18 protein-coding genes are annotated in these 20,731 nt (G+C 74.2%); 5 read left to right on the forward strand and 13 right to left on the reverse strand.

The window, feature by feature from the left end:
• Positions 1-247: 247 nt before the first annotated feature.
• On the forward strand, positions 248-2,047 hold the full coding sequence (locus CP967_RS03665; protein WP_150491680.1) for an AMP-dependent synthetase/ligase: 1,800 nt from the start codon (positions 248-250) through the stop codon (positions 2,045-2,047).
• A gap of 136 nt (positions 2,048-2,183) precedes the next feature.
• Positions 2,184-3,020, forward strand: a complete 837-nt coding sequence (locus tag CP967_RS03670) for an aldo/keto reductase (protein ID WP_150486540.1) — start codon at positions 2,184-2,186, stop codon at positions 3,018-3,020.
• An 87-nt stretch (positions 3,021-3,107) separates the two neighbouring features.
• On the opposite strand, the gene CP967_RS03675 is transcribed toward CP967_RS03670, so the two are convergent.
• A complete protein-coding gene (locus CP967_RS03675) occupies positions 3,108-4,139 on the reverse strand; it encodes a class I SAM-dependent methyltransferase (protein ID WP_150486541.1) in 1,032 nt (343 codons plus the stop codon).
• Positions 4,140-4,365: 226 nt separating this feature from the next.
• Between CP967_RS03675 and CP967_RS03680 the strand changes: the two genes are divergently transcribed.
• Positions 4,366-5,328 (forward strand): LysR family transcriptional regulator, encoded by a 963-nt coding sequence (locus tag CP967_RS03680; protein ID WP_150486542.1) that lies wholly within the window; start codon positions 4,366-4,368, stop codon positions 5,326-5,328.
• Between the two features lie 47 nt (positions 5,329-5,375).
• On the opposite strand, the gene CP967_RS03685 is transcribed toward CP967_RS03680, so the two are convergent.
• A complete protein-coding gene (locus tag CP967_RS03685) occupies positions 5,376-5,681 on the reverse strand; it encodes a 4a-hydroxytetrahydrobiopterin dehydratase (RefSeq protein ID WP_150486543.1) in 306 nt (101 codons plus the stop codon).
• A gap of 115 nt (positions 5,682-5,796) precedes the next feature.
• Here CP967_RS03685 and CP967_RS03690 point away from each other — a divergent pair, with 115 nt between their 5' ends.
• Positions 5,797-6,621, forward strand: coding sequence for a helix-turn-helix domain-containing protein (locus CP967_RS03690; RefSeq protein WP_150486544.1), 825 nt, complete (start codon positions 5,797-5,799; stop codon positions 6,619-6,621).
• Positions 6,622-6,637: 16 nt separating this feature from the next.
• On the opposite strand, the gene CP967_RS03695 is transcribed toward CP967_RS03690, so the two are convergent.
• From CP967_RS03695 to CP967_RS03705, 3 genes are all read right to left on the reverse strand, one after another.
• Entirely contained in the window at positions 6,638-7,378 is a 741-nt protein-coding gene (locus CP967_RS03695) for a YoaK family protein (protein WP_150486545.1), read from the reverse strand.
• Between the two features lie 150 nt (positions 7,379-7,528).
• A complete protein-coding gene (locus CP967_RS03700) occupies positions 7,529-7,909 on the reverse strand; it encodes a DUF2267 domain-containing protein (protein WP_150491681.1) in 381 nt (126 codons plus the stop codon).
• Between the two features lie 256 nt (positions 7,910-8,165).
• Entirely contained in the window at positions 8,166-8,597 is a 432-nt protein-coding gene (locus CP967_RS03705; protein WP_150486546.1) for an Hsp20/alpha crystallin family protein, read from the reverse strand.
• A 125-nt stretch (positions 8,598-8,722) separates the two neighbouring features.
• Between CP967_RS03705 and CP967_RS03710 the strand changes: the two genes are divergently transcribed.
• On the forward strand, positions 8,723-9,382 hold the full coding sequence (locus tag CP967_RS03710; protein ID WP_150486547.1) for a type III effector protein: 660 nt from the start codon (positions 8,723-8,725) through the stop codon (positions 9,380-9,382).
• A 24-nt stretch (positions 9,383-9,406) separates the two neighbouring features.
• On the opposite strand, the gene CP967_RS03715 is transcribed toward CP967_RS03710, so the two are convergent.
• The 8 genes from CP967_RS03715 to CP967_RS03750 form a co-directional block, all read right to left on the reverse strand.
• The gene (locus CP967_RS03715; RefSeq protein WP_150486548.1) at positions 9,407-10,504 is read right to left on the reverse strand and encodes an adenylate/guanylate cyclase domain-containing protein; all 1,098 of its coding nucleotides are present in this window, start codon (positions 10,502-10,504) and stop codon (positions 9,407-9,409) included.
• Positions 10,501-10,950 carry a universal stress protein gene (locus CP967_RS03720; RefSeq protein ID WP_150486549.1) on the reverse strand — a complete coding sequence of 150 codons (450 nt, stop codon included), beginning with the start codon at positions 10,948-10,950 and terminating at the stop codon, positions 10,501-10,503. Before CP967_RS03720 ends, CP967_RS03715 begins: the two co-directional genes overlap by 4 nt.
• Positions 10,951-11,191: 241 nt before the next feature.
• Positions 11,192-13,510: a protein translocase subunit SecD gene (gene secD / locus CP967_RS03725; RefSeq protein ID WP_150486550.1), complete on the reverse strand. Its 2,319-nt coding sequence runs from the start codon at positions 13,508-13,510 to the stop codon at positions 11,192-11,194.
• Between the two features lie 35 nt (positions 13,511-13,545).
• Positions 13,546-14,292, reverse strand: a complete 747-nt coding sequence (locus tag CP967_RS03730; RefSeq protein ID WP_150486551.1) for a hypothetical protein — start codon at positions 14,290-14,292, stop codon at positions 13,546-13,548.
• Positions 14,289-15,245, reverse strand: a complete 957-nt coding sequence (locus tag CP967_RS03735) for a rod shape-determining protein MreC (protein ID WP_373300425.1) — start codon at positions 15,243-15,245, stop codon at positions 14,289-14,291. Before CP967_RS03735 ends, CP967_RS03730 begins: the two co-directional genes overlap by 4 nt.
• A 272-nt stretch (positions 15,246-15,517) precedes the next feature.
• Entirely contained in the window at positions 15,518-17,626 is a 2,109-nt protein-coding gene (gene ligA / locus CP967_RS03740) for an NAD-dependent DNA ligase LigA (RefSeq protein WP_150486552.1), read from the reverse strand.
• A 165-nt stretch (positions 17,627-17,791) separates the two neighbouring features.
• Positions 17,792-20,008, reverse strand: a complete 2,217-nt coding sequence (locus CP967_RS03745) for a phage holin family protein (RefSeq protein ID WP_150491683.1) — start codon at positions 20,006-20,008, stop codon at positions 17,792-17,794.
• A gap of 172 nt (positions 20,009-20,180) precedes the next feature.
• Positions 20,181-20,591, reverse strand: coding sequence for a hypothetical protein (locus CP967_RS03750; RefSeq protein ID WP_150491684.1), 411 nt, complete (start codon positions 20,589-20,591; stop codon positions 20,181-20,183).
• Positions 20,592-20,731: the final 140 nt, after the last annotated feature.

The following is a 20,731-nucleotide window of genomic DNA, read 5'->3' on the forward strand; positions in this document are numbered from 1 at the left end:
CGGGCGGGGGCGGCCGTGGGCGCGGCGTACGGATTCGGTGGAGATTCCCGGACAAGCTGCTTACTCTGCGGTCAGAAGTGCGCCCGAGCCTTGCCCATCTGGCCCGGTTTCGGCGGCTGACCAGTGCCGATGCCGCACTCCGCGCTCCGTCCGGGGCCTCCCGTGGGGGTCGCCGCGTGGGGTAGCGTCGCGGCGCCGTGCGGATGCCACAAGGAGCAGGTCGTTGCGCGAGTTCACTGTCCCACCCCTGGCCGCCGCCCCGCGAGCGGGCGGTCTCGCCGATACCGTCTTCGACTACGCCGAGGAGGATCCGCACCGGATCGCGCTCGGCCGCAAGGGCGCGGACGGCGCATGGCACGACGTCACCGCGGGGACCTTCCGCGACGAGGTGCTCGCCCTGGCCAAGGGGCTGATCGCGGACGGCGTCCGCTTCGGTGACCGGGTCGCCCTGATGTCGCGCACCCGCTACGAGTGGACGCTGTTCGACCTGGCGCTGTGGACGGTCGGCGCCCAGTCCGTGCCCGTGTACCCCACCTCGTCGGCCGAGCAGGTCCTGTGGATGCTGCACGACGCGGAGGTCACGGCCGTCATGGTCGAGCACGAGGACCACGCGATGACGGTCGGTTCGGTGATCGACCGGCTGCCGCGTCTGAAGCGGCTGTGGCAGCTGGACGCGGGTGCCCTCGCGGAACTGGTGGCGGCGGGGGCGCGGATCGACGACGAGGTGGTGCACCGCCACCGGCGTGCGGTGACCCCCGACTCCGTCGCGACGGTGATCTACACCTCCGGCACGACCGGGCGGCCCAAGGGCTGCGTGATCACCCACGCCGGTTTCATGTTCGAGGCGGACACCATGGTGGGCCGCTGGCACCCGGTGTTCCGCTCCAGGCCGGGCGACGAGGCGGCGACGCTGCTCTTCCTGCCGCTGGCCCATGTCTTCGGCCGGATGGTCGAGGTGGCCGCGCTGCGCGGGCGTGTGAAACTCGGCCACCAGCCGGAACTGTCGGCGAGGGCGCTGATGCCGGATCTGGTGTCCTTCCGGCCGACCTTCTTCCTGGCGGTGCCGTACATCTTCGAGAAGGTCTTCGACGCCGCGCGGCGCAAGGCGGAGACGGAGGGCCGGGCCGGGCCCTTCGACAAGGCGGTCGAGGTCGCCGTGAAGTACGCGGAGGCGATGGAGGAGCGGGCCTTCGGCACGGGCCCCGGCCCGTCCGCCGGCCTGCGGATGCAGCACCAGTTCTTCGACAAGGTCGTCTACCGGAAGATCCGGGAGGCGATGGGCGGACGCGTCCGGCACGCCATGTCGGGCGGTTCCGGGATGGAGCGGCGCCTCGGCCTGTTCTTCGCCGGGGCGGGTATCGCGGTCTTCGAGGGGTACGGCCTGACGGAGACCACCGCCGCGGCGACGGCCAATCCGCCCGAACGCACCCGCTACGGCACGGTCGGCCGGCCGATCCCCGGCACCACGGTGCACATAGCGCGGGACGGCGAGGTGTGGGTGCACGGCGCCCATGTGTTCTCGCGGTACCTGGGAGACCCCCGGGCCACCGACGAGGTCCTGCGCGACGGCTGGCTGGCCACGGGGGACCTGGGCTCCCTCGACGCGGACGGCTATCTCACCATCACCGGCCGCAAGAAGGAGATCCTGGTGACCTCGGGCGGCAAGAGCGTCGCTCCGGGCGGCCTGGAGGAACGCGTCCGCGCCCATCCGCTGGTCGCCCAGTGCATCGTCGTGGGCGACGACCGGCCCTACATCGCCGCGCTGGTCACCGTGGACCAGGAGGCGGTGGAGCACTGGCTCGCCATGCAGGGCCGGCCCGTGCTGTCCCCCGCGCAGCTGGTGCGCGATCCCGGTCTGGAGACGGAGGTCCGCCGGGCGGTGGTGGCCGCGAACACCGCCGTCTCGCAGGCGGAGTCGATCCGGACGTTCCGGATCCTGGCGCACCGGTTCACCGAGGAGCACGGTCTGCTGACACCGTCGCTGAAGCTGAAGCGCAAGGCGATCGAGACGGCGTACGCGGCCGAGATCGACGCCCTGTACCACTGACCGGGGCCCCTTTGCCTGACGGAGCATCAGTCGAACGTTTCGCCGGTACGCCGGCCGCCCGGGACCGGGAATGCCCGGGCCCCGCCGGTCGTTCCTCCCAGGAGAACCATTCCGACGACGTAAGGATCGACCGCTCGTGAGCCAGGTCCCCTCCATCACCCTGAACAACGGCCTCGAAATGCCGCAGCTCGGTTTCGGTGTCTGGCAGGTGCCGGACGACGAGGCCGCCACGGCCGTGGCCGCCGCCATCGAGGCCGGGTACCGGAGCATCGACACCGCCGCGATCTACGGGAACGAGTCGGGCACCGGCAAGGCCGTCGCCGCCTCCGGAGTGGCCCGCGAGGAGCTGTTCCTCACCACCAAGGTGTGGAACACCGACCAGGGTTACGACTCGACGCTCCGCGCGTTCGACGCCTCGCTGGAGAAGCTGGGCACGGACTACGTCGACCTGTATCTGATCCACTGGCCCGTTCCGGCCAAGGACGCCTACGTGGACACGTACAAGGCCCTGGAGCGGATCCTCGCCGACGGCCGCGCGAAGGCGATCGGGGTGTCGAACTTCGGCGACGGCCACCTGGAACGCCTGCTGGGCGAGACCTCCGTCGTACCGGCCGTCAACCAGATCGAGCTGCACCCGCAGTTCCAGCAGGCCGGGGCGCGGGCCTTCCACGCCGAGCACGGCATCGTCACGGAGGCCTGGTCACCGCTCGGTTCGGGCAAGGGCCTGCTGGAGGTCCCGACGGTGCTCGCCGTGGCCCGCAAGCACGGCCGGTCGCCGGCCCAGGCGGTGCTCCGCTGGCACGTCCAGACCGGCCATGTGGTGATCCCGAAGTCCGTGACGCCCTCGCGGATCGCCGAGAACATCGATGTGTTCGGCTTCGAGCTGGACGCCGACGACATGGCCGCGTTCGCCGCGCTCGACGAGGGCAGGCGCCTCGGTCCGGACCCGGCGGAGTTCAATCTCGGCGCCTGACACCCGGCCGCACCGGGCCCCGCCGCGAGGACGGGGCCCGGTGCGCGGGCGGAGTGCGCGGGGGCACCGCGCGGGGGCCGGGACCCCTCAGCGCCCCTCGGGGCCGGTGCCGGGTGCGCGGCGGCCCAGGTGCACGGTGCGTACGGAGAGCATGAAGACGTCCCCGCGCCTCCGGATGCCCGCCGGGTCGGCCGGATCGGTCAGCCGGTCCAGGGCGGCGATGTCCTGTGCGTCGAGCCGTTCGGCGAAGACCTCTCGCTTACGGGTGAAGTCGGCCACCACCCGGTCGAGGGCGGCCTCGGGCAGCGGCGCCGGCAGGTCCAGCAGGAAGCTGCGGGTGCCCTGCGCCTCCAGGCCGACGGCCCGGAAGAGCCCGGACCAGTCCTCGGTCTCCCGGACCGCCCCGGGCAGGGCGTCCCGCATCTCGTCGAACCAGCCCTCGCGCACGGCCTCCAGCCGGGTCTCCAGTCCGGGGCGCCCCAGTCCGGTGTCGCGTGGCAGGTGGCGTGCGGTCAGCCCGCCCTCGGCCAGGGCCAGGGTCCCGCCGGGGCGGAGCCGTTGTGCGAGGGCGGCCAGTGCGGCCCGCTGGTCACCGATGTGGTGGAGGGTGTTGCCCGCCCAGACGAGGTCCGCCTCGTCCAGGCTCCCGATGTCCTGCGGCAGTTCCGCGTGGACGGTCCGCACCCGTCCGGCGAGGCCCAGCCGCTCCGCGCGCGCCCGGGCGCGCTCCAGCAGGGCCGGTGTGCCGTCGACCGCGACGACCTCGGCGTCCGGGAAGACCTCGGCGAGCAGGCAGCTGACGACGCCGGGGCCGCTCCCGATGTCGAGGATCCGGCGCACCTCGGGCGCGGTGGGCAGCGCCGCGATCCAGCGGGCGGCGCCCTCGTACTGCGGGCGGCTCAGCTCGGCCTCCTGCTCCAGCAGCGGCCCCATGACGTCCCAGTCGAAGTCCCCGGTGTCGTGGGCGTGCCCGTGCGCACCGCCGTGTCCGGCTCCCTGGTGCCCCCCGTGCGCACCGCCGTGTCCGGTCCCCTGGTGACCGCCGCCGTGCCCGTGGCCGGGGTGGCTCCCCTGGCCGTGGCCCTGCCCGTGTCCGCTGTGCGCGGTGTGCTCGCTCATGCGCGCCAGCATCCACGGCCCGCCCCCGGGGAGCGAATTATCTTGCCGGTTCGGCAAGCCGCCTTTCCGGTACGGTCACCCGGCGGCGGCAGGCCCCCGTCCCCGGAGCCCGGGGGGCGGGGCGCGGGCCGGCGCGGCACCGGCGACGGCAGGACCGTCCGGACCTTGCGGCAGAACGAACGCCTTGTGTATTGCCGGTGCGTGCCGTCGGCCATAACGTGCTGGTATGGAGCTGGAGTTGCGTCATCTACGCACGGTAAGGGCCATTGCCGACACCGGCAGTCTCACCAAAGCCGCCGCCGCCCTCGGGCTCGCACAGCCCGCGCTCAGCGCCCAGCTGCGCAGGATCGAGAAGGCGCTCGGCGGGCCGCTCTTCGACCGGGACCACACCGGCGCGCGTCCCACCGCGCTCGGGGAACTGGTGCTGGACCGGGCGCGGGTGGTGCTGCCCGCCGTCAGCGAGTTGCAGGAGGAGGCGGTGCGGTTCGCCAACGCGTCGGCGGCCGTGGAGCGCTTCCGGCTCGGCGGGACCCACGGCCCGCTGCTCGGCGGTCTCGTCGACCGGCTGGCCGCCGCGCACCCGACGGCCCCGGTGACCACCTACACCTCGTGGTCGGTGTCGGAGATCGCCTCACTGCTGGTCGACGGGCGGCTGGACTTCGCGCTGATCGGGGCCTGCGGGGAGAGCCCCCCACCCCTCGCGGACCGGCTGCACTGGCAGGTGATCGGCGTGGACCCGGTGTTCGTGATGCTCCCGGAGGACCACCGGCTGGCCGGGCTGCCCGAGCTGGAACTGTCCGACCTGTCGGGTGAGTGCTGGGCCGATGTTCCCGGGGACGGCTGTTTCGCGGACTGCTTCACCACCGCGTGCGCGCGGGCCGGCTTCACCCCGGTGTCGGTGTACGAGACGGACACCTCGTCCGTGGTGCATCTGGTGCAGGTGGGGCGTGCCATCGGCCTGTGCCGGGCGACGTTCCCGCCGGCGCCCGGTCTGGTGACCCGTCCGCTGGCCGGTTCGCCGCTGACCTGGCGCCACCTGCTGGGGCGCCATCCCCGCTCGCCCACGGCCCAGGCAGCGGCGGGCGCGGTGAGCGGGCACACCCGTTCCGCGTACGCCGAGGCCGTGCGCCGCAGCGACAGCTACGCGCCCTGGCTCGCCGCCCACCCGAGGTTCGGCCCGGTGTCCTGACCGGCCCGGCGTCCCGTTCCGCCGCCGCCCCGGAGCGGGACGCCCCGTCACCGCGCTCCGTGTCCGGGTGCGACCGCCTCGACACGTCCGGCCAGTGTGAGGTCCTTCGCGGTGACCGCGCCGCCCGCGTCGTGGGTGTGCACGGCGAGCCGTACGGTGTGGTAACTGAGCGTCAGGTCGGAGTGGTGGTCCAGGTCGTCCTGGATCCGCGCGATGTGCAGGGTGAACGCGGCGGCCGCGAAGTGGGAGGGCAGCTGGTAGGTACGGACGATCCGGTCCCCGTCCAGCTGCCATCCGGGCAGCTCACGCAGCCCGGCCCCGACCTCGTCCGCGGACAGCGGTTCTGTGGGCATACCGGCTCCTGTCGGTCTCTGGCTCCTGGCCGAAAGGGCGCGTCCGGTGGCGGACGGGCCCGCGCCGCCGGTATCCGGTTTCGGATACCGACGCCGGTGACGTTACGGTTCCCGCATGACAACTGTCGCGCCCGACACGGGTGTAGGGCCGCAGCTGCGCGGCTGGCGGGAACGGCGGCGGCTCAGTCAGCTGGAGCTGGCGCTGCGCGCGGACTCCTCGGCCCGGCACATCTCCTTCGTGGAGACAGGGCGCGCGCGTCCCAGCGAGGAGATGGTCCTCCGGCTGGCGGACCATCTCGACGTGCCCGTACGGGAACGCAACGCCCTTCTGGTGATGGCGGGTTACGCGCCGCGGTTCACACAGACGGCGCTCGGTGACCCGGCGATGGCCCCGGTGCGCGAGGCGGTCGAGCGGCTGCTCCAGGGGTACGACCCCTATCCGGCGCTGGTGGTCGACGCCACGTACACGGTGATGGCGTCGAACCAGGGCATGCGGATGCTGCTGGAGGGGGTGCCGGAGCGGCTGCTCACGCCGCCGCTGAACGCGATGCGGCTGACCCTGCACCCCGGAGGTCTGGCCCCGCGGATCCTGAACCTCCCGGAGTGGCGCGCGGATCTGCTGCGGCAGATGGAGCGTCAGATGGCCCTGGTCCGCTCGCCGGAGCTGCGGGCGCTGTACGAGGAGGTCGCCGCCTACCCCGTGCCGGACCGTCCGTCGGGGGATCCCGGCGGGCCGGGTGCGGACGCCGGGTCCGGCGCGGGTGCGCCCTCGCTCGCCCTTCCGCTCCGGATCACGCACAGGGGGCGGGCCCTGTCGTTCCTCTCCTCCATCGCCACGTTCAACACGCCGATGGATGTGACGGTCGCCGAACTGGCCATCGAGACACTGCTGCCGGCCGACCGGGAGACCGCGGACCACCTGCGCTCCCTCGTCGCCTGAAGGGCGGGACCGCGGGTCAGGCCCCCGGCGGCCGGGTCCAGGGCGCGTCGCTGCGGGCCAGCAGCGCGGCGCACGCGCAGGCGACGGCCAGCAGGGCCACCGCGGCCGAGAGGGGCACCGCCGGCAGGTCGTGCAGCACGGCCAGCGCTCCGCACAGCGCGCCCAGCATCATCGCCGCCGCCGACAGGAGCCGCCGGCCGGCCCGGCTGCCGGGCCCCTTGGCGAACCTGCTGTCGGCGGCCGCCCCGGTGATGGTGAGGGTCAGTACGGTGGTCTTCAGGTCGGGTACCGCCAGTGCGCGGGCGGCCGCGTTCTGCACCCCCAGCCCGACGCCGAGCAGAGCGACGAGCGTGAACCGCACGGCCCCCGTCCAAGGGCCGCCCGACACCAGGGTGACGACCATGGCGGCGGTGACGAAGGCCGTCTCGGCGAGCAGCGCGTACAGCAGTTGCCGCCCCCGGTGGGTGCGGGCCGCGCGTACGGCGGCGCCGCCGGAGAACGCCCCGGCGGCGAAGGAGAGGAGGGCCACCACCGAGGCGAGCAGGGAGAAGCCGGGCGCTCCGGCGATGGCGAAGCCCCCGAAGACCACGTTGCCGGTCATGTTGGCGACGAAGACGTGGCCGAGCAGCAGATAGCTGAACGCGTCCACGAGGCCGGTGACCACCGTCAGGGCGAGCATCAGCGGGGGCAGCGGCCCGTGCCGGTCCCGTGGGTCGGGTACGAGCGTGGCCCAGGCCTCACGCAGGACGACGGGCATGAGCGGATCACTCCGATCGCTGGGGGTGGTCCGGATTGTGCCGCAGCCGTGCGCGGGTGGTGCCCGTACTCGCCGGGCACGACCCGAATGCCGTCGTACCCGGCGAGTCCGCCGCCTGTCCGTGCGCCCGCCCGTCTCCCCGTCCGGCCGCTACGCGGCCTGGGTGAGCTCGGCGCGGCCGAAGAGGAGCGCGTAGCCGGAGGGCAGCCGGCTCAGGATCCTGGTGAGCAGGTCGGGTCCCGCCAGGGCGGCCACCGTGGCGAGGACGGAGCCGGTGTCCCAGCGGGTGGTGGCCGGGGTGGCTCCGGAGCGGGCGGCGAGGTCCTTGACGAAGGCCCAGCCGGTCAGCGGCTGGACGTCGGGGACCTGTCCGGCGAGTATGCCCGCCGCTTCCGAGGGGAGCCGGGCGGCCAGCTCGACGCGTTCGTCCCCGGTCAGCTGGCGTCCGAGCCCTTCGAGGACCAGGCGGACAGCCGCCTCGGCCCGTTCACGGGTGGGGTAGGCGCCTTCGTAGCGGACCTTTTCCAGCATGTACTCGAACGTCGTCACGGGGGTCCGGGCCCGGGTCGTCGCGGACCGGTCGGTCGTCACTGCGCTGCTTGCCTTTCTGTCGCCGGGGTGGTGTCCTTCGGCGCCCCGGCCCCGGAGCGGGTTCCGGGGCCGGGGCGCTCGGCCGGGGGCCTGGCCGGGCCTCGTGGCCGGGGGCGGCTCGGCCGGGCCTCGTGGCCGGGGGCGGGAAAGGCGGATCAGGTGTCCGTCCCGCATCGCCCGGCCCGGATCGTCCGGCTCAGCCGGAGATCTCCTTCTTCGCGGCCGCCCCGCCGACGGCGATCTTCCGGGGCTTGGCGCGCTCGGCCACGGGGATGCGCAGGGTGAGTACACCTGCCTCGTAGTCGGCTTCGATGCCTTCGGTGTCGAGCGTGTCGGCCAGCATGATCTGGCGGGAGAAGACGCCCAGGGGGCGCTCGGAGAGCTCCATCTTCACGTCGTCGGCCCTGGCGGCGGGCCGCCGCTCGGCACGGACGGTCAGCATGTTCCGCTCGACGTCGATGTCGATCGCGTCGGCGCTGACGCCCGGGAGGTCGAAGACCACCACGTACGCGTCACCCTCGCGATAGGCGTCCATCGCCATCGTGGACGGGCGTGTCCAGGTGCCGGGCCCCGTCAGCTGCAGGCTCAGCCGGTCGAGCTCACGGAAGGGGTCGGTGCGCATCAACATCGTGGAACACCTCCATAGGTTCGGGCAGTAACTGCCAATGCGCTCACGGAAACCGTTGTAGCATGTCATCCAATGGATGACAAACATGATGTCATCGAAAGGATGACATCGGGGAGAGGGTTCTCATGACAGCAGCCGGCCGGCCGGCCTCCTCCGGCGCCGACGGACGCGGCCCGGCCTCGTTCCTCGCGGCCGCGGCGGCCCTGGAGACCATCAGCGACGCCCTGCACACCGCCCGGCGCGACGAGGCCGGCGCCCCGGCCGCCGCGGGTGCCGGACCGGAGCAGGCCCTGGCCTCCCTGCTCCTGCTGCGGCAGATCCGCGAGCAGCTCGCCGGATGGGAGAGCGGCCTGATCGAGACGGCCCGCCACGCGGGTGCCAGCTGGGCCGACCTCGCCCACCCCCTCGGCGTCGCCAGCCGCCAGGCCGCCGAACGCCGCTATCTGCGCAACCAGCCGGGCACCGCCGGGTCCACCGGCGAGCAGCGTGTCCGGGCCACCCGGGAGCGGCGCGCAGCCGACCGCACCGTCGCCGCCTGGGCCCGTCACAACGCCGCCGACCTGCGCCGTATCGCCGGCCAGATCGCCGGTCTCACCGATCTCCCCGCCGCCGCCCGGCTCCCGCTGAGCCGGCTCGACGCGGCCCTCGCCCATGACGACCCGGCGGACCTGCTGCCCCCGCTGCACGCCGCCCGTCCGCATCTGGCCGACGCCCATCCCGGCCTCGCCGCGCGGCTCGACACCCTCATGGACTCCGCGGACTCCCCGGCGGCCGGCCGCGGCTGACGGGGAGTCCGCGGCCGCCCGGAGTCACCCTCCGGGGCGGGCCGGCCGCAGCAGCACCGGGCGCAGCCTGCTGTAGCCGCGCACCGACACCGGACGGAGCACCTTGAGCTGGTAGGCCGCCGCCCCCGCCAGCTCACCGGCGAACGCCGTGTCGACCAGCACGGTGCCGGGCCGGGCCACCGCGGTGAGCCGGGCCGCGATGTTCACCGGCGCCCCGTAGACGTCCCCGAAGCGGCTGAGGACGGCGCCGTGGGCCAGGCCGGTCCGCACCCGTGGCAGTTCCTGTTCCGCGTGGACGCGGGCGGCGAGTTCCAGGGCGATGCCGGCGGCCGCGGACGCCGTCTCGCAGACGAAGAGCACCTCGTCGCCGATGGTCTTCACCACCCGGCCCCGGCCTTCGGCGACCACGTCGCCGGTCAGGCTCTCGAACCGGTCCAGCACCCGCGCGAGTTCGGTGCTGTCCAGCCCGCGGGTCATCCGCGTGTAGCCGACCATGTCGGTGAATCCCACCGCCCGGTCCCGTACGCCGGCGCCCTCCTGGAGCAGTTCCGCCCCGGCCCCCGCCGCACCTCCCGGACCGTGCTCCCGCGGCCCCTTCCCCGGCCCGGACGCGCCCTCCTCCGCCTCGGCGAGCACCTGCCCGGCGTACGCCGCGAGATGCCGGCGCCACACATGCCGCTGCAACAGCTCCATCTCCGGCAGCAGCGCCGCGGCGTGGCCCGCCAGCTCCGCCTTGTCCACCGGCCCGCCCGGATTCCTGTTCACCCAGGCCCAGAGCGTGTGCACCTGCCATTCGGCGAGCCGGGACAGATGATGGCCCAGGGCGCGGGCCATCATCGTCTCGCTCTCCGCGGTGATGAGCCCGGCTTCGATGAGCCGCTCCCCCGCGCGGAGCGCGTCGACGTCGGCGTCGGTGAACACCCGCGCGTCGTCGTCGACCATCGGGAAGCCGAGCGCGCGCCAGATCTGCGCGGTGCGCTCGGCCCCCACCCCCGACCGCTCGGCGATGTCCCGCCTCGTCCGGAGCCGGCCGCCGCCGAGGAGCACCTCCTCGACGGCCTGCCGCAGTTCACCGGCGCCGGACGCGTCCGGTGCCCCCTCCCCCGGCTCCGCCGTACTCATGTGGTGTGCACGATCAGCACGTCGAGATCCGCTTTCCTGGCGATGTCCGCGGGCACGGAGCCCAGGATGCGCCCGGCGAGCGAGCGCAGCCCCCGGTTCCCGACGACCAGGAGATCGGCCGAGCACTTCCGGGCGGTCCGCACGAGGGCGGCGACGGGCTCGCCCTCCACCGCGACCGTCCGCGTGCTCTCCGCCCCCTGGGCGCGGGCCCGGTCCCTGGCGGTGCGCAGGGTGGCCTCCGCGGGTGCCGAACCCACCACCTGGTAGGCCTCGTCACCTAACTGGTCCCGCGCCTGCGCGAGTTCGGGTCCGCGCATCGGCATGTACGCACAGGCGATCACGAGTTCGGCCCCACAGGCGGCGGCGATCCGGGCCGCCCCCTCGACCGCCGCGTACGACGACTCCGAGCCGTCCGTGCCGACCATGACAGTCCGGTAGGCGACCAAGACAACCTCCTTACCCGAAAGTAAACTTACTGTCGAGTAAAATAGGCCGCGCCGGGCCACCGGGCAAGGGGCCGGAAGGCCCCACTCGTGCGCGCGGCCGTTCCGTACGTCACAGCCCCGGCCGCGGTCCTGCGGCGGCCCGGACATCCGGCTCCCTCCGGGCCCGCGGACCACGGCGCCGGGGCGCCCGCGTACACCCCGTACGCGGACGCCCCGGCGAGCCCGGGCCGCAGGGCCGCCGTCAGACGCGCGCCCCGTTGTCTAGCGGATCGCGCCGCTTCTGCCGGGTCACCTTGCGTCCCGGTCCGCGCTTGCGCGCCGGGGGCGGCGCCTTGCTGCTCCTCTCCAGCAGGAGCGCCCCGGGGACGGCGGTCATCACCGAGGAGTAGGTGCCCACGCAGATACCGATCAGCAGGGCGAGCGCGAAGTCGGCGAGCGAGTCCCCGCCGAGCACCGCCAGGGCGACCAGGATGAACAGGGCGCCCATCCCCGTGTTGACGGTCCGCGGGACGGTCTGCAGAACGGCCCGGTTGGCGACGTCCGCGACGGGGGTCCGCCGGTTCTTCGCCCACAGTTCGCGGACGCGGTCGAAGACGACCACCGAGTCGTTGACCGAGTAGCCGATGACGGTGAGCAGGGCGGCCAGGAAGATGCCGTCGACACTGCGGCCGAGCCAGGCGAAGGCCCCGACCAGGATGACGACGTCGTGCACCAGAGCCCCGACCGAGGCGACGGCGAACGTCCACCGGAACCGGACCGCGAGGTAGGCGAGCTGCACGAAGACGGCCACGGCGAGGGCGATCAGGGCGTTGCGCCGCAGTTCGTCACCGAGACTGGGCCCGATCAGCTCGTCGCGCACCTTGGTGGTCTCACCGCCTTCCTCGGCGAGCGCGGCACGCAGGGCGTGCTCGCCGTCGTTGTCCAGCTTCCCGGTGCGTACGGACAGGTCCCCGTCGCCCGCGGTGGTGACCTCCGCGTCCTCGAACCCGGCACCGGCGACGGCGTCGCGCGCGGTCTCCACGTCGACGGGGCGGCTGGTGGAGTACTCGACGAGCCGGCCGCCGGTGAACTCGACGCCGAGGTTCACCCCGCGTACGAGGATGCCCGCCACGGCGACGGCGACCAGTACGGCGGAGACCGCCAGCCAGCGGCGCGGCCTGCGGAACAGCTGCGGGTCGCGGGCGTTCAGCCGGGTGCGGACGGCGCCCGGACGCGCGATGCCGTTGACGCCCCGGTAGGCGGCGACGAACTTGGACCCGGCCGCCACCTCGGTCAGCGCCCGCGCGATGACCAGCGCGGAGAACATCGAGGCGATGACACCGATGGCCAGCGTGACACCGAAGCCCTTGACCGGTCCGGAACCGAGGAAGAAGAGCAGGCCGGCGGCGATCAGCGTCGTCACGTTGGAGTCCGCGACGGCGCTCCACGCGTTGCGGAACCCCGCGGTGAGCGCGGAGCGCAGGGAGCGGTTCGGCCGGTCCGCGCACTCCTCGCGGGCCCGTTCGAAGACAAGGACGTTGGCGTCCACCGCCATCCCGATGGCGAGGACGAACCCGGCGAGCCCCGGCAGGGTGAGGGTGACGCCGAGGACGACGAGCGCGGCGTAGGAGATGACCCCGTACGCGGCGAGGGCGAGGGCGGCGAGCGCGCCGAAGAGCCGGTACATGACGGTGATGAACAGTGCGGTGGCCGCGGCGCCGATCAGGGCCGCCCGGGCGCTCGCGTCGATGGCGGCGGCACCGAGCGTCGGACCGACGGTCCGCTGCTCGACGATCTCCACCGGCACGGGCAGTGCCCCGCCCTTGATCAGCAGGGCGAGGTCGCGTGCCTCGTCCGCGCTGAAGGACCCGGTGATCTGCGTGGACCCGGAGGGCAGGCCGACCTCGCAGCCGACCGAGGGATCGACCTGCGGCGAGGAGATGACCTTGCCGTCCAGGACGATCGCGACCCTGCGGCGCTCGTCCTGGACCGGGTTGCAGGCGGCCTCGCCGGTCAGCTCGGTCCACTTCTTGCCCGCGTCCTTGTGGAAGTCGAGCGATACGGTCCACCCCGCGCCCTGCTGGGCGTCGAAGTTGGCGGTGGCGTCCTTGACTCCGGCGCCGGAGAGGCGCGGCGGCCCGAGGGCGAGCAGCCCGCCCTGCTCGTCCGGCAGCGTCGGCCCCCCTTCCGCCCCGGACTTCTCCTCGTCCGTCCCGGTCTGCTCGGTACCGGGTCCCTGGACGGCGTGGAAGCTGAGCTGCGCGGTCTTGCCGAGGACCTCGGCCGCCTGGCGGGGGTCCTGGACGTCCGGCAGTTCGACGATGATCCGGTCCTCGCCGGACCGGGTCAGGGTGGGTTCGGCGACACCCAGCGAGTCGATGCGCTGGCGGAGCACCTCCAGGGTGCGTTCGGTGCTCTCCCGGTCCGCCTTCGCGGTGTCCGAGTCCTTGGCCTGGAGCACCATGCGGGTGCCGCCCTGAAGGTCGAGGCCGAGTCTGGGGGACATGGTCAGCGTGATGTACACGGAGACGAGCAGTACGGCGACAGCCAGAACCGCCCGCACCGTGGTGGCGCGAGTCATGGGGATTCCTCCGAGGGGGCGTCGTCCGCCCGCGCTCAGAGAAGGCGGTGGCGGTACGACGGGTCTGTGGAACAGGACCGGTGGACGGCCGGCTGACCGGCCGTCACCCCGGGAGGACCACGGACCCCGGGCAGGGAGGCGAGGGCGCCGCCGGGCACGGCGGGGCGGGCCCGGTCCGCGGTACCCGTGAGGAGACGGGGCGCGGGCAGGCCGAGGAGACGCGGGGGCAGGGCCGCCTGCCCCAGCGGGGGGACGTGGTGCGGGACGTGGGGGCGGTCCGCACCGGCGCGCGGGCCCGGGGCGAAGACACCGGCCCACCACGCCGACGGCCCCGACACGGAGTCGGGGACGGCCCCGCCGGCCGGGGGGCCGCGGGTGGCCCGGGGGCCGGCCGCGGGCCCGGGAGGCGGCGGGGAGCCGGTCGCGGCCATGACGGCCCGTGCCGCCGCCGTAGCGCCGCCGGCAGGCGCCGCCTGTCCGCCACGGACGTCATGGACACCGCCGTACCGCGGAGCGCGGTCGGTCCGCTGGGTCCGCGCGTGGCCGGGGGTCGCCTGGCCGGTGGACACCTGCGGAGCGGGGTACGACGGCACGGCGGCCGGCGCGGACGCGGCCAGGACCTGGGCGACGGGCACGGCGCCCGCCGCCGCCGGTGCGCCGACCAGGGTGAGCACGGCCAGCAGGAGCGCGGCGAGGGCGTGGCGCATCCGCCGGACCGCCGGTGCGGCGGGCCGCCCCCACGGGCGCGCGTCGTCCCGGGGCGGCCCCGGGAGGCGGCTCATCCGGCCCGGCCTGAGGGACCGGCCGCCCCGCCCCGACCCGTATGGCCGAGGACGGAGTCGAGGATGAGGCCGGCGCCCCGGACGACCGCCGTCGAGGGGTCGTCGGCAAGGCGTGCCGGTGTACCGAGGCACAGGGAGATACGGCGGGTGACGTCCGGGCGCAGCGCACCGCCCCCGGTGAGTACGGGGCCCCTGCGCAGCGCACCGCGCACCGCTCCGTGCTTGTCCTGCCGCCACATGGACATGATCATATCCAGCACCCCGCCGGCGATCCCGGCAGGCACCGGTCCGGGTCCGGCACCGCCGGCGCGCCCCTGGTCCGTGCCGCGCCCGGCGCTGCGCCCGTCCCCGTGCCCGCCGCCGTATCCGCCACCGCCGGAGCCACCGGGATCGTGGAGATCACCGAGGCCGGATTCGGCCTGCCGGGCGTCGACGATCATCCCGTCCACGAGCAGGGTGACCTCGGTCAGCCCGGCTCCCATGTCGACGACCAGCAGCGGGCCGCCGGCCGGGGCCCCGAGGGAGGCGGCCACGGCCCTGGCACTGCTGACGGCCACGACATCGCGGACCCCGAGGGACGCCAGCAGTTCCCTGGCGCGGCCGCGGTACTCGGTGCCCGCCAGCACCGGATGGCTGAGGGCGATCACACTGCGGTGCCGGTCGGCCCCCAGTGCGGTGTCCACGAGACGGGCGAGCAGCCGGGCGCAGGAGTCGGGATCGACGATGCGGCCCCGCCGGACCGGCCGGCCGAACCCTTCGTCCCACCCCGCGCCGGTGACGAGTCCACGTCCGCTGACCCATGCGCGGGCTCCGGAGCTGCCCAGGTCGATGGCGAGCCCTCCGGCGGCGCCGCGGTGGCGGGAGGCACCGGGACGGCGGAGGTCCCCACCGGGACGGCTCCCCCGCCGGGGGGCGGGCCCGCTGTGCCGCTGTCCGTCGCGCAAAGAACGCACCGCCCCTCACCCCTGGCCCGGCCTCACAGCCATTCGCCACTCACTGACCCGCTGATAGCGAGGCATGACCGAGCCCTCACTATGCAATATCGGGCATAGGAACGCCACTCCCCCCACAATTCCAAGGTCTCCCTCCGGTCACAGCCGACCGGAACCGATGCGGGACCACCCGCGTACGGCCGCCCCGGCCCTCACCCGGCCCGCCCGCGCAGCCCCTCAGCCCCTCAGCCCCTCAGCCCCTCAGCCCCTCAGCCCCTCAGCCCCTCAGCCCCTCAGCCGAGAAACGACCCGACCATCTCCGCGAACTCCGCCGGCTCGGCGATCCTGACCCCCAGATCCTCCGCCTTGGTCCGCTTGGAACCGGCCTTCTCCCCCGCGACGAGCAGGCTCGTGCGCTTGGAGACGCTCGACGAGGACTTGCCGCCGGCCCGCTCGATCAGCTCGTTCATCTCGTTGCGGGAGAGCTTCTCCAGCGCTCCGGTCATGGCCCCCGTCACCACGACGGTCATCCCGTCCAGCGGCAGGCCTTCCGGCCGGCCGCCCGCCGCGGCCCCCTCCCCGGCCTCCGCCTCCTCCTCCCGCACCGCGCCGGGCTCCGGCGGCGGGGTGGCGCCGGGCTCGGTCATGTTGACCCCGGCGGCCACCAGCTTCGCGACCAGCGGTGCCAGCTCCGCCAGCTCCGAGACGACTCCCGCCGCCTTCTCCTTGCCTATGCCGTCGACCTGCTGGAGCGCCTCGGCGTCGGCTGCGACGATCCGGTCCATCGTCGCGAAGTGACGTGCGATCCGGCGGGACATGGAACGCCCGGTGCCCCGCACGCCCAGCGCGCAGAAGACCCGGGACAGCGGGCGGGTCCGCGCCGTCTCGATGGCCGCCAGCAGATTGTCGGTGGAGGTCTCCCCCATCCGCTCCAGGCCGAGCAGCTGGTCCCGCTCCAGGGTGAAGAGGTCGGCGAAGTCGGTGACGAAACCCGCGTCGACGAGCTGCACGACCCGGGTTCCGCCCAGGCCCTCGATGTCGAGCTGGTCGCGTCCGGCCGCGTACGAGACGGAGGCGACCAGGCGGCAGTCGCGGCCCCGGGTGCAGCGCCAGCGCTGTTCGCCGGTGTCGATCGCGGAACCGCACCGCGGGCACGACTCGGGGAACTCGATCGGCTTCTCGTCCCCCGTCCTCAGATGGGCGACCGGGGCTTCGATACGGGGGATGATGTCGCCCGCCTTGTAGACCATCACCCGGTCGCCCAGGCGGAGATCGCGGCGGGTGATGTCGGCCGGGTTGTGGAGTGTGGCGTAGCTGACGGTGGATCCGTCGATCTCCACGGGCTCCAGCACGGCCCGGGGCGCGATGATGCCGGTCCGGCCCACGTTCCACTCGACGCCGAGGAGGCGGGTGACCTTCTCGACGGCCGGGAGCTTGTACGCGATGGCCCAGCGCGGGGCCCTGGTACCGGTGCCCGCGTCGCGCTGGTCGGCGGCCAGGTCGGCCTTGATCACGATGCCGTCGATACCGAACGGCAGCGTGGCGCGCTGTGCGGCGATGTCCTCGACCCCCGCCCGGACCTCCTCGGCCGTGGCGGCCGTACGCGGGGCGACCGCCGTGTCCGCGGCGGTGTGCACACCGAGTCCCGCGACGTACCGGAGGATCTCGCTGTGCGGGAGCCCGGTCAGGGTCTCCGCGAGGCCGCCGGAACCGGGCAGCGCCAGGGCGCCGTAGGCGAAGAAGGTCATCTCCACGCGGTAGGGCCGGTCCTTGGCGCGCAGGGTGCCCGCCGCGCCGTTGCGCGGGTTGGCGAAGGGGGCGGCCCCGTGGGCGGTACGCGCCGCGTTGGCGGCGTCGAACTGCTCGTCGGTCATGAGTATTTCGCCGCGTACCTCGAGGGTGACGGGGTCCTCCAGCCGCTCGGGCAGGCCGAGCACCGTGCCGATGGCGTGCGAGACGTCCTCGCCGGCCGTGCCGTCGCCCCGGGTGATCAGCTGCTGGAGGCGTCCCTCGTGATACCGCACGGCGACGGCGAGGCCGTCCAGCTTGGGCTCCACGCTCCAGGCCGTGACGGGCCGGCCGATCCGCCGCTCGACGGACGCGGTCCAGGTGACGAACTGCTCGGCGGAGAAGACGTTGTCCAGGGAGAGCATGGGGACGGTGTGGGGGACGTCGCCGGTCGCGGTCCCACCCGCCACCTTCCCGGTCGGCGAGCCGGCCAGTACCTCCTGCGGGTGCTCCTCCTCGTAGGCGGCGATGCCCCGCGCCAGGCGGTCGTACGCGTCGTCGTCGAGGGTGCTCTCCCCCGTGGCGTAGTACGCGGCGGCGGCCCGTGTCGCCTCTTCGACCGCGGCGGCGTAGGAGGCGGCATCGGCGAGCACCACAGCTGAGTTCGTCGTCATGCCCCTATCCTGCCGCCCGCCACTGACAACGCCCTCCGCTGCTCACGGGCTTGCGCCGCGCCGTCCGCCGGCGCCCGGCGGCCGGGCCCGGGCTCCCGGGCCGTTCAGTCCCGCGCGCCCGGGAACGCGTCATCCGACGCTGCTGGGCCAGCGCCTTCTGCTCGTTCAGTCCCGCGCGCCGGGGAACGCGTCGTCGGCCCCCGGTCCCCGGAGCTCCGCCGGCACGCCGGTGCCCGGGACGGTGCGGGAGCCGTCCGCCCCGCCGGCGTCCGGGGCGTCCGGGCCCGCCGCACCGGGTTCCCCGTCCTCCGGGAGCCGCTCGTCGGCCCACTCGGTCCCGGTGAACCCCTCGGCCCGCAGGGGCACCTGGGGGCCGGAGAGTTCCCGGATCCAGCGGGCCAGTACCCGGTGCACCGCTTCCGCCCCCACCACGGCGGTGACCGTGTCCCCGTCCTCCGCGGACAGGACGTCCAGGGGGTCCGACAGCGTCCGGGGCCACAGCAGGAAGGGGTGCGACTGCCGGCCGCCCAGTCCGCCGTGCGAGCCGATCTGCTCCTCGAAGGCGTGGACCGTGCCCGTGGCGGGGTCGTACATCGAGTTGACCATGACGTCGGCGACGTGCGGGAAGGAGTCGGTGCGCCGTACCGCGTCCGCCGCGCCCGGGCCGAACACCGCGATCGGGCCCTCCCCGTCAGTGAGTTCCGACAGCGGGACCTCCTCTCCCCGGCGCCCCAGCACCACCGAGCCGTGTTCCTCGCTGCGTACCAGCAGGAAGCCGACACCGGGGTGGTTGGCGAGCGTTCCGAGCAGCGCGGGGTGGCGGCGGTCGATCTCCTCGCGTGAGGCGCGCCCCTCCAGGTCGGGGAAGGACAGCAGCCCCAGGTTGCCGGAGGCCAGGACGACGGGGTCGAAGAGCCCGGCCGCCCCCTCCGGCTGCGGTGGCTCGCCGACCGGCCGGTGCAGGGCGATGCGCACCGCGTCACGCGCCTCCGACGCGCTGCGGGTGCGCTGCGCCCGGCGCGGTACCGGCAGCCCGCACCCCGCCCGTACGAGGTCCTTGAGGGTGAGGCCGTAGCGGGAGGCGAAGGTCTCCCCGGGGCTCTGGCCGTGGTCGGAGAGCAGCACGATCCGATAGGGCCGCGGGGCGTGCTCGGCCGCCCTGGTGATGATGCCCAGGGAGCGGTCCAGGCGGGCCAGCACCTTGTCGGCGTCCCTGCTGTGCGGTCCCGAGTGGTGGGCGACCTCGTCGTAGGCGACCAGGTCGGCGTAGACGGCGCCGCGCCCGGCGAACATGTCGCCCAGGACCGCCGCGACGACGACGTCGCGTTCGACGACGGTCGCGAACGCCCGGATGAAGGGGTAGAGCCCGCCGCGTTTGACCCGCGGCAGGTCCTTCCGTATCCGGGCGCGGACGGACTGGCCGATCTCGCGGGCCACCTCGGCGACGAAGGACAGCGCGGTGCGGACGGCGTTGGCCGGGTCGGAGAAGTAGGCGAAGTAGCCGGCCCGGGAGCGGTGGCCCTTGCCGCGCCGGGCGGCCATGGACAGCACGAGTGCGAGCTGGGTGGCACCGCCGCTGAAGAGGTTGCCGCGGCTCGCCCCGTCGGCGGTGAGCAGCCCGCCGTCGTGGGTCAGGGCGATGGCCCTGCGCTGCATCTCCAGGGCGCTGGCCGGCCTGCTGGAGACCATGACGGTGCCGGTCTCCTTCTCGTACCAGCGAAAGGCGGGCACGTCGAAGTTGGAGCCGTGCAGGATGGCCAGCTGGCTGGCGCCGGTCTGGCTGGACCAGTCGGTGGTCCACGGGGTGAGCCGGTGCCCGGCCCGGTCGTCGAGGCGGGCGGCCACGGTGGGCATGAGGCCCTCGGCCGCGGCCCTCACGAGCACGTCGTGGCCGACCCCGTCGAGCTGGACGAACACGATGCCGGGAGGGCCGTCGCGCCCGTCGGGGGTGCGTTCGCGCCGTCTGCGGCGGTCGGCGAGGCGGGACAGCCGGCGCCAGTAGGCGTCGTCGTCACGGACGGCGAGCGCGGTGGAGGCGGCGGAGGCCACGGCCGACATGACGGCGGCGACGACGACCGCGGTCTCCGGGTCGGCGTGCCCCCGGTCGTCCGGGATCAGCCGGAGCGCCACCCAGAGCAGCGAGCCGTTGAGGAAGAAGACCAGGGCACCGAGGACCAGGGCGGGCACGATGAGCAGGGCCCGCACGAGCACGGGCCACACCAGTGCCGAGAGCAGGCCGAAGGCGCCCGCGCCCCAGGCCGCGGTGAACGCGGTCCGGGTGACGGAGTCACCATCGGCGGCCTGGAGCTGGAAGTCGGGCAGGAGGCCGGCGAGCACCAGCATGGTCACGGTGGAGACCGCCCACACGGCGGTCACGCGCATGAGGGCCCGTCCCGCCGTACGCCATCGCCCGTCACTCACGCCGTTCCACCTCACGTCCGGGCCCTGTGCCGTCAAGAGCCCGGAACCAGCCTTTCACAGCCGTCCGGCGGCCTTGTCAGCCCGGTCCCGTCGTCCGCCCCCGGCGCCGGGGGCCGTGCCGGCACGGCCCCCGTCAGCAGCCGTCGTACCCGGCGGTCGGCATGGACAGCCTGCGGTGGACACTCGCCTTGCCCCCGGAGGTGTAGGCGGGCTCCTCCAGACCGGCGAACTCCAGGCGCACCCCGCGCCGCTCGCACTCCGCGGCGAAACCCCCCGCCGAGGCCAGGGCGCGCGCGAGCACCCGGTCGTTGGGGACCACGAAGACCTCGACGCCCCCGCCGTCGCCCTCGTCCTCCTCCCACAGGGCGCGGTGGTCCGGCGGCAGCCCGTAGACGCGGAGCTGGCGGGTGACGACGTATCCCCGGCCGGCCGCCCAGCGGGCGCACATGGCGTGCTGGCTGCGGGTGTCGACGAGGAACGGGTCCCCGTCGAGCTCCTCGAGCGGTGTGAGACTGGCGATGGCCGCCACCCGTACGTCCCCGATGGTGTCCCCCTGGACCGCGATCCGAATCCGCACATCCCCCCGCACGGGGATGCCGTGTTCGACCCTACCCCGGGCATCGCCCTCCGTAGCCGCCCGTGCACGCCCGGCAGCGGGCGCGAAGAGGCGCACGGGGGTGCGGG

The organism is Streptomyces nitrosporeus (assembly GCF_008704555.1).
Classification (GTDB): Bacteria; Actinomycetota; Actinomycetes; order Streptomycetales; family Streptomycetaceae; genus Streptomyces; species Streptomyces nitrosporeus.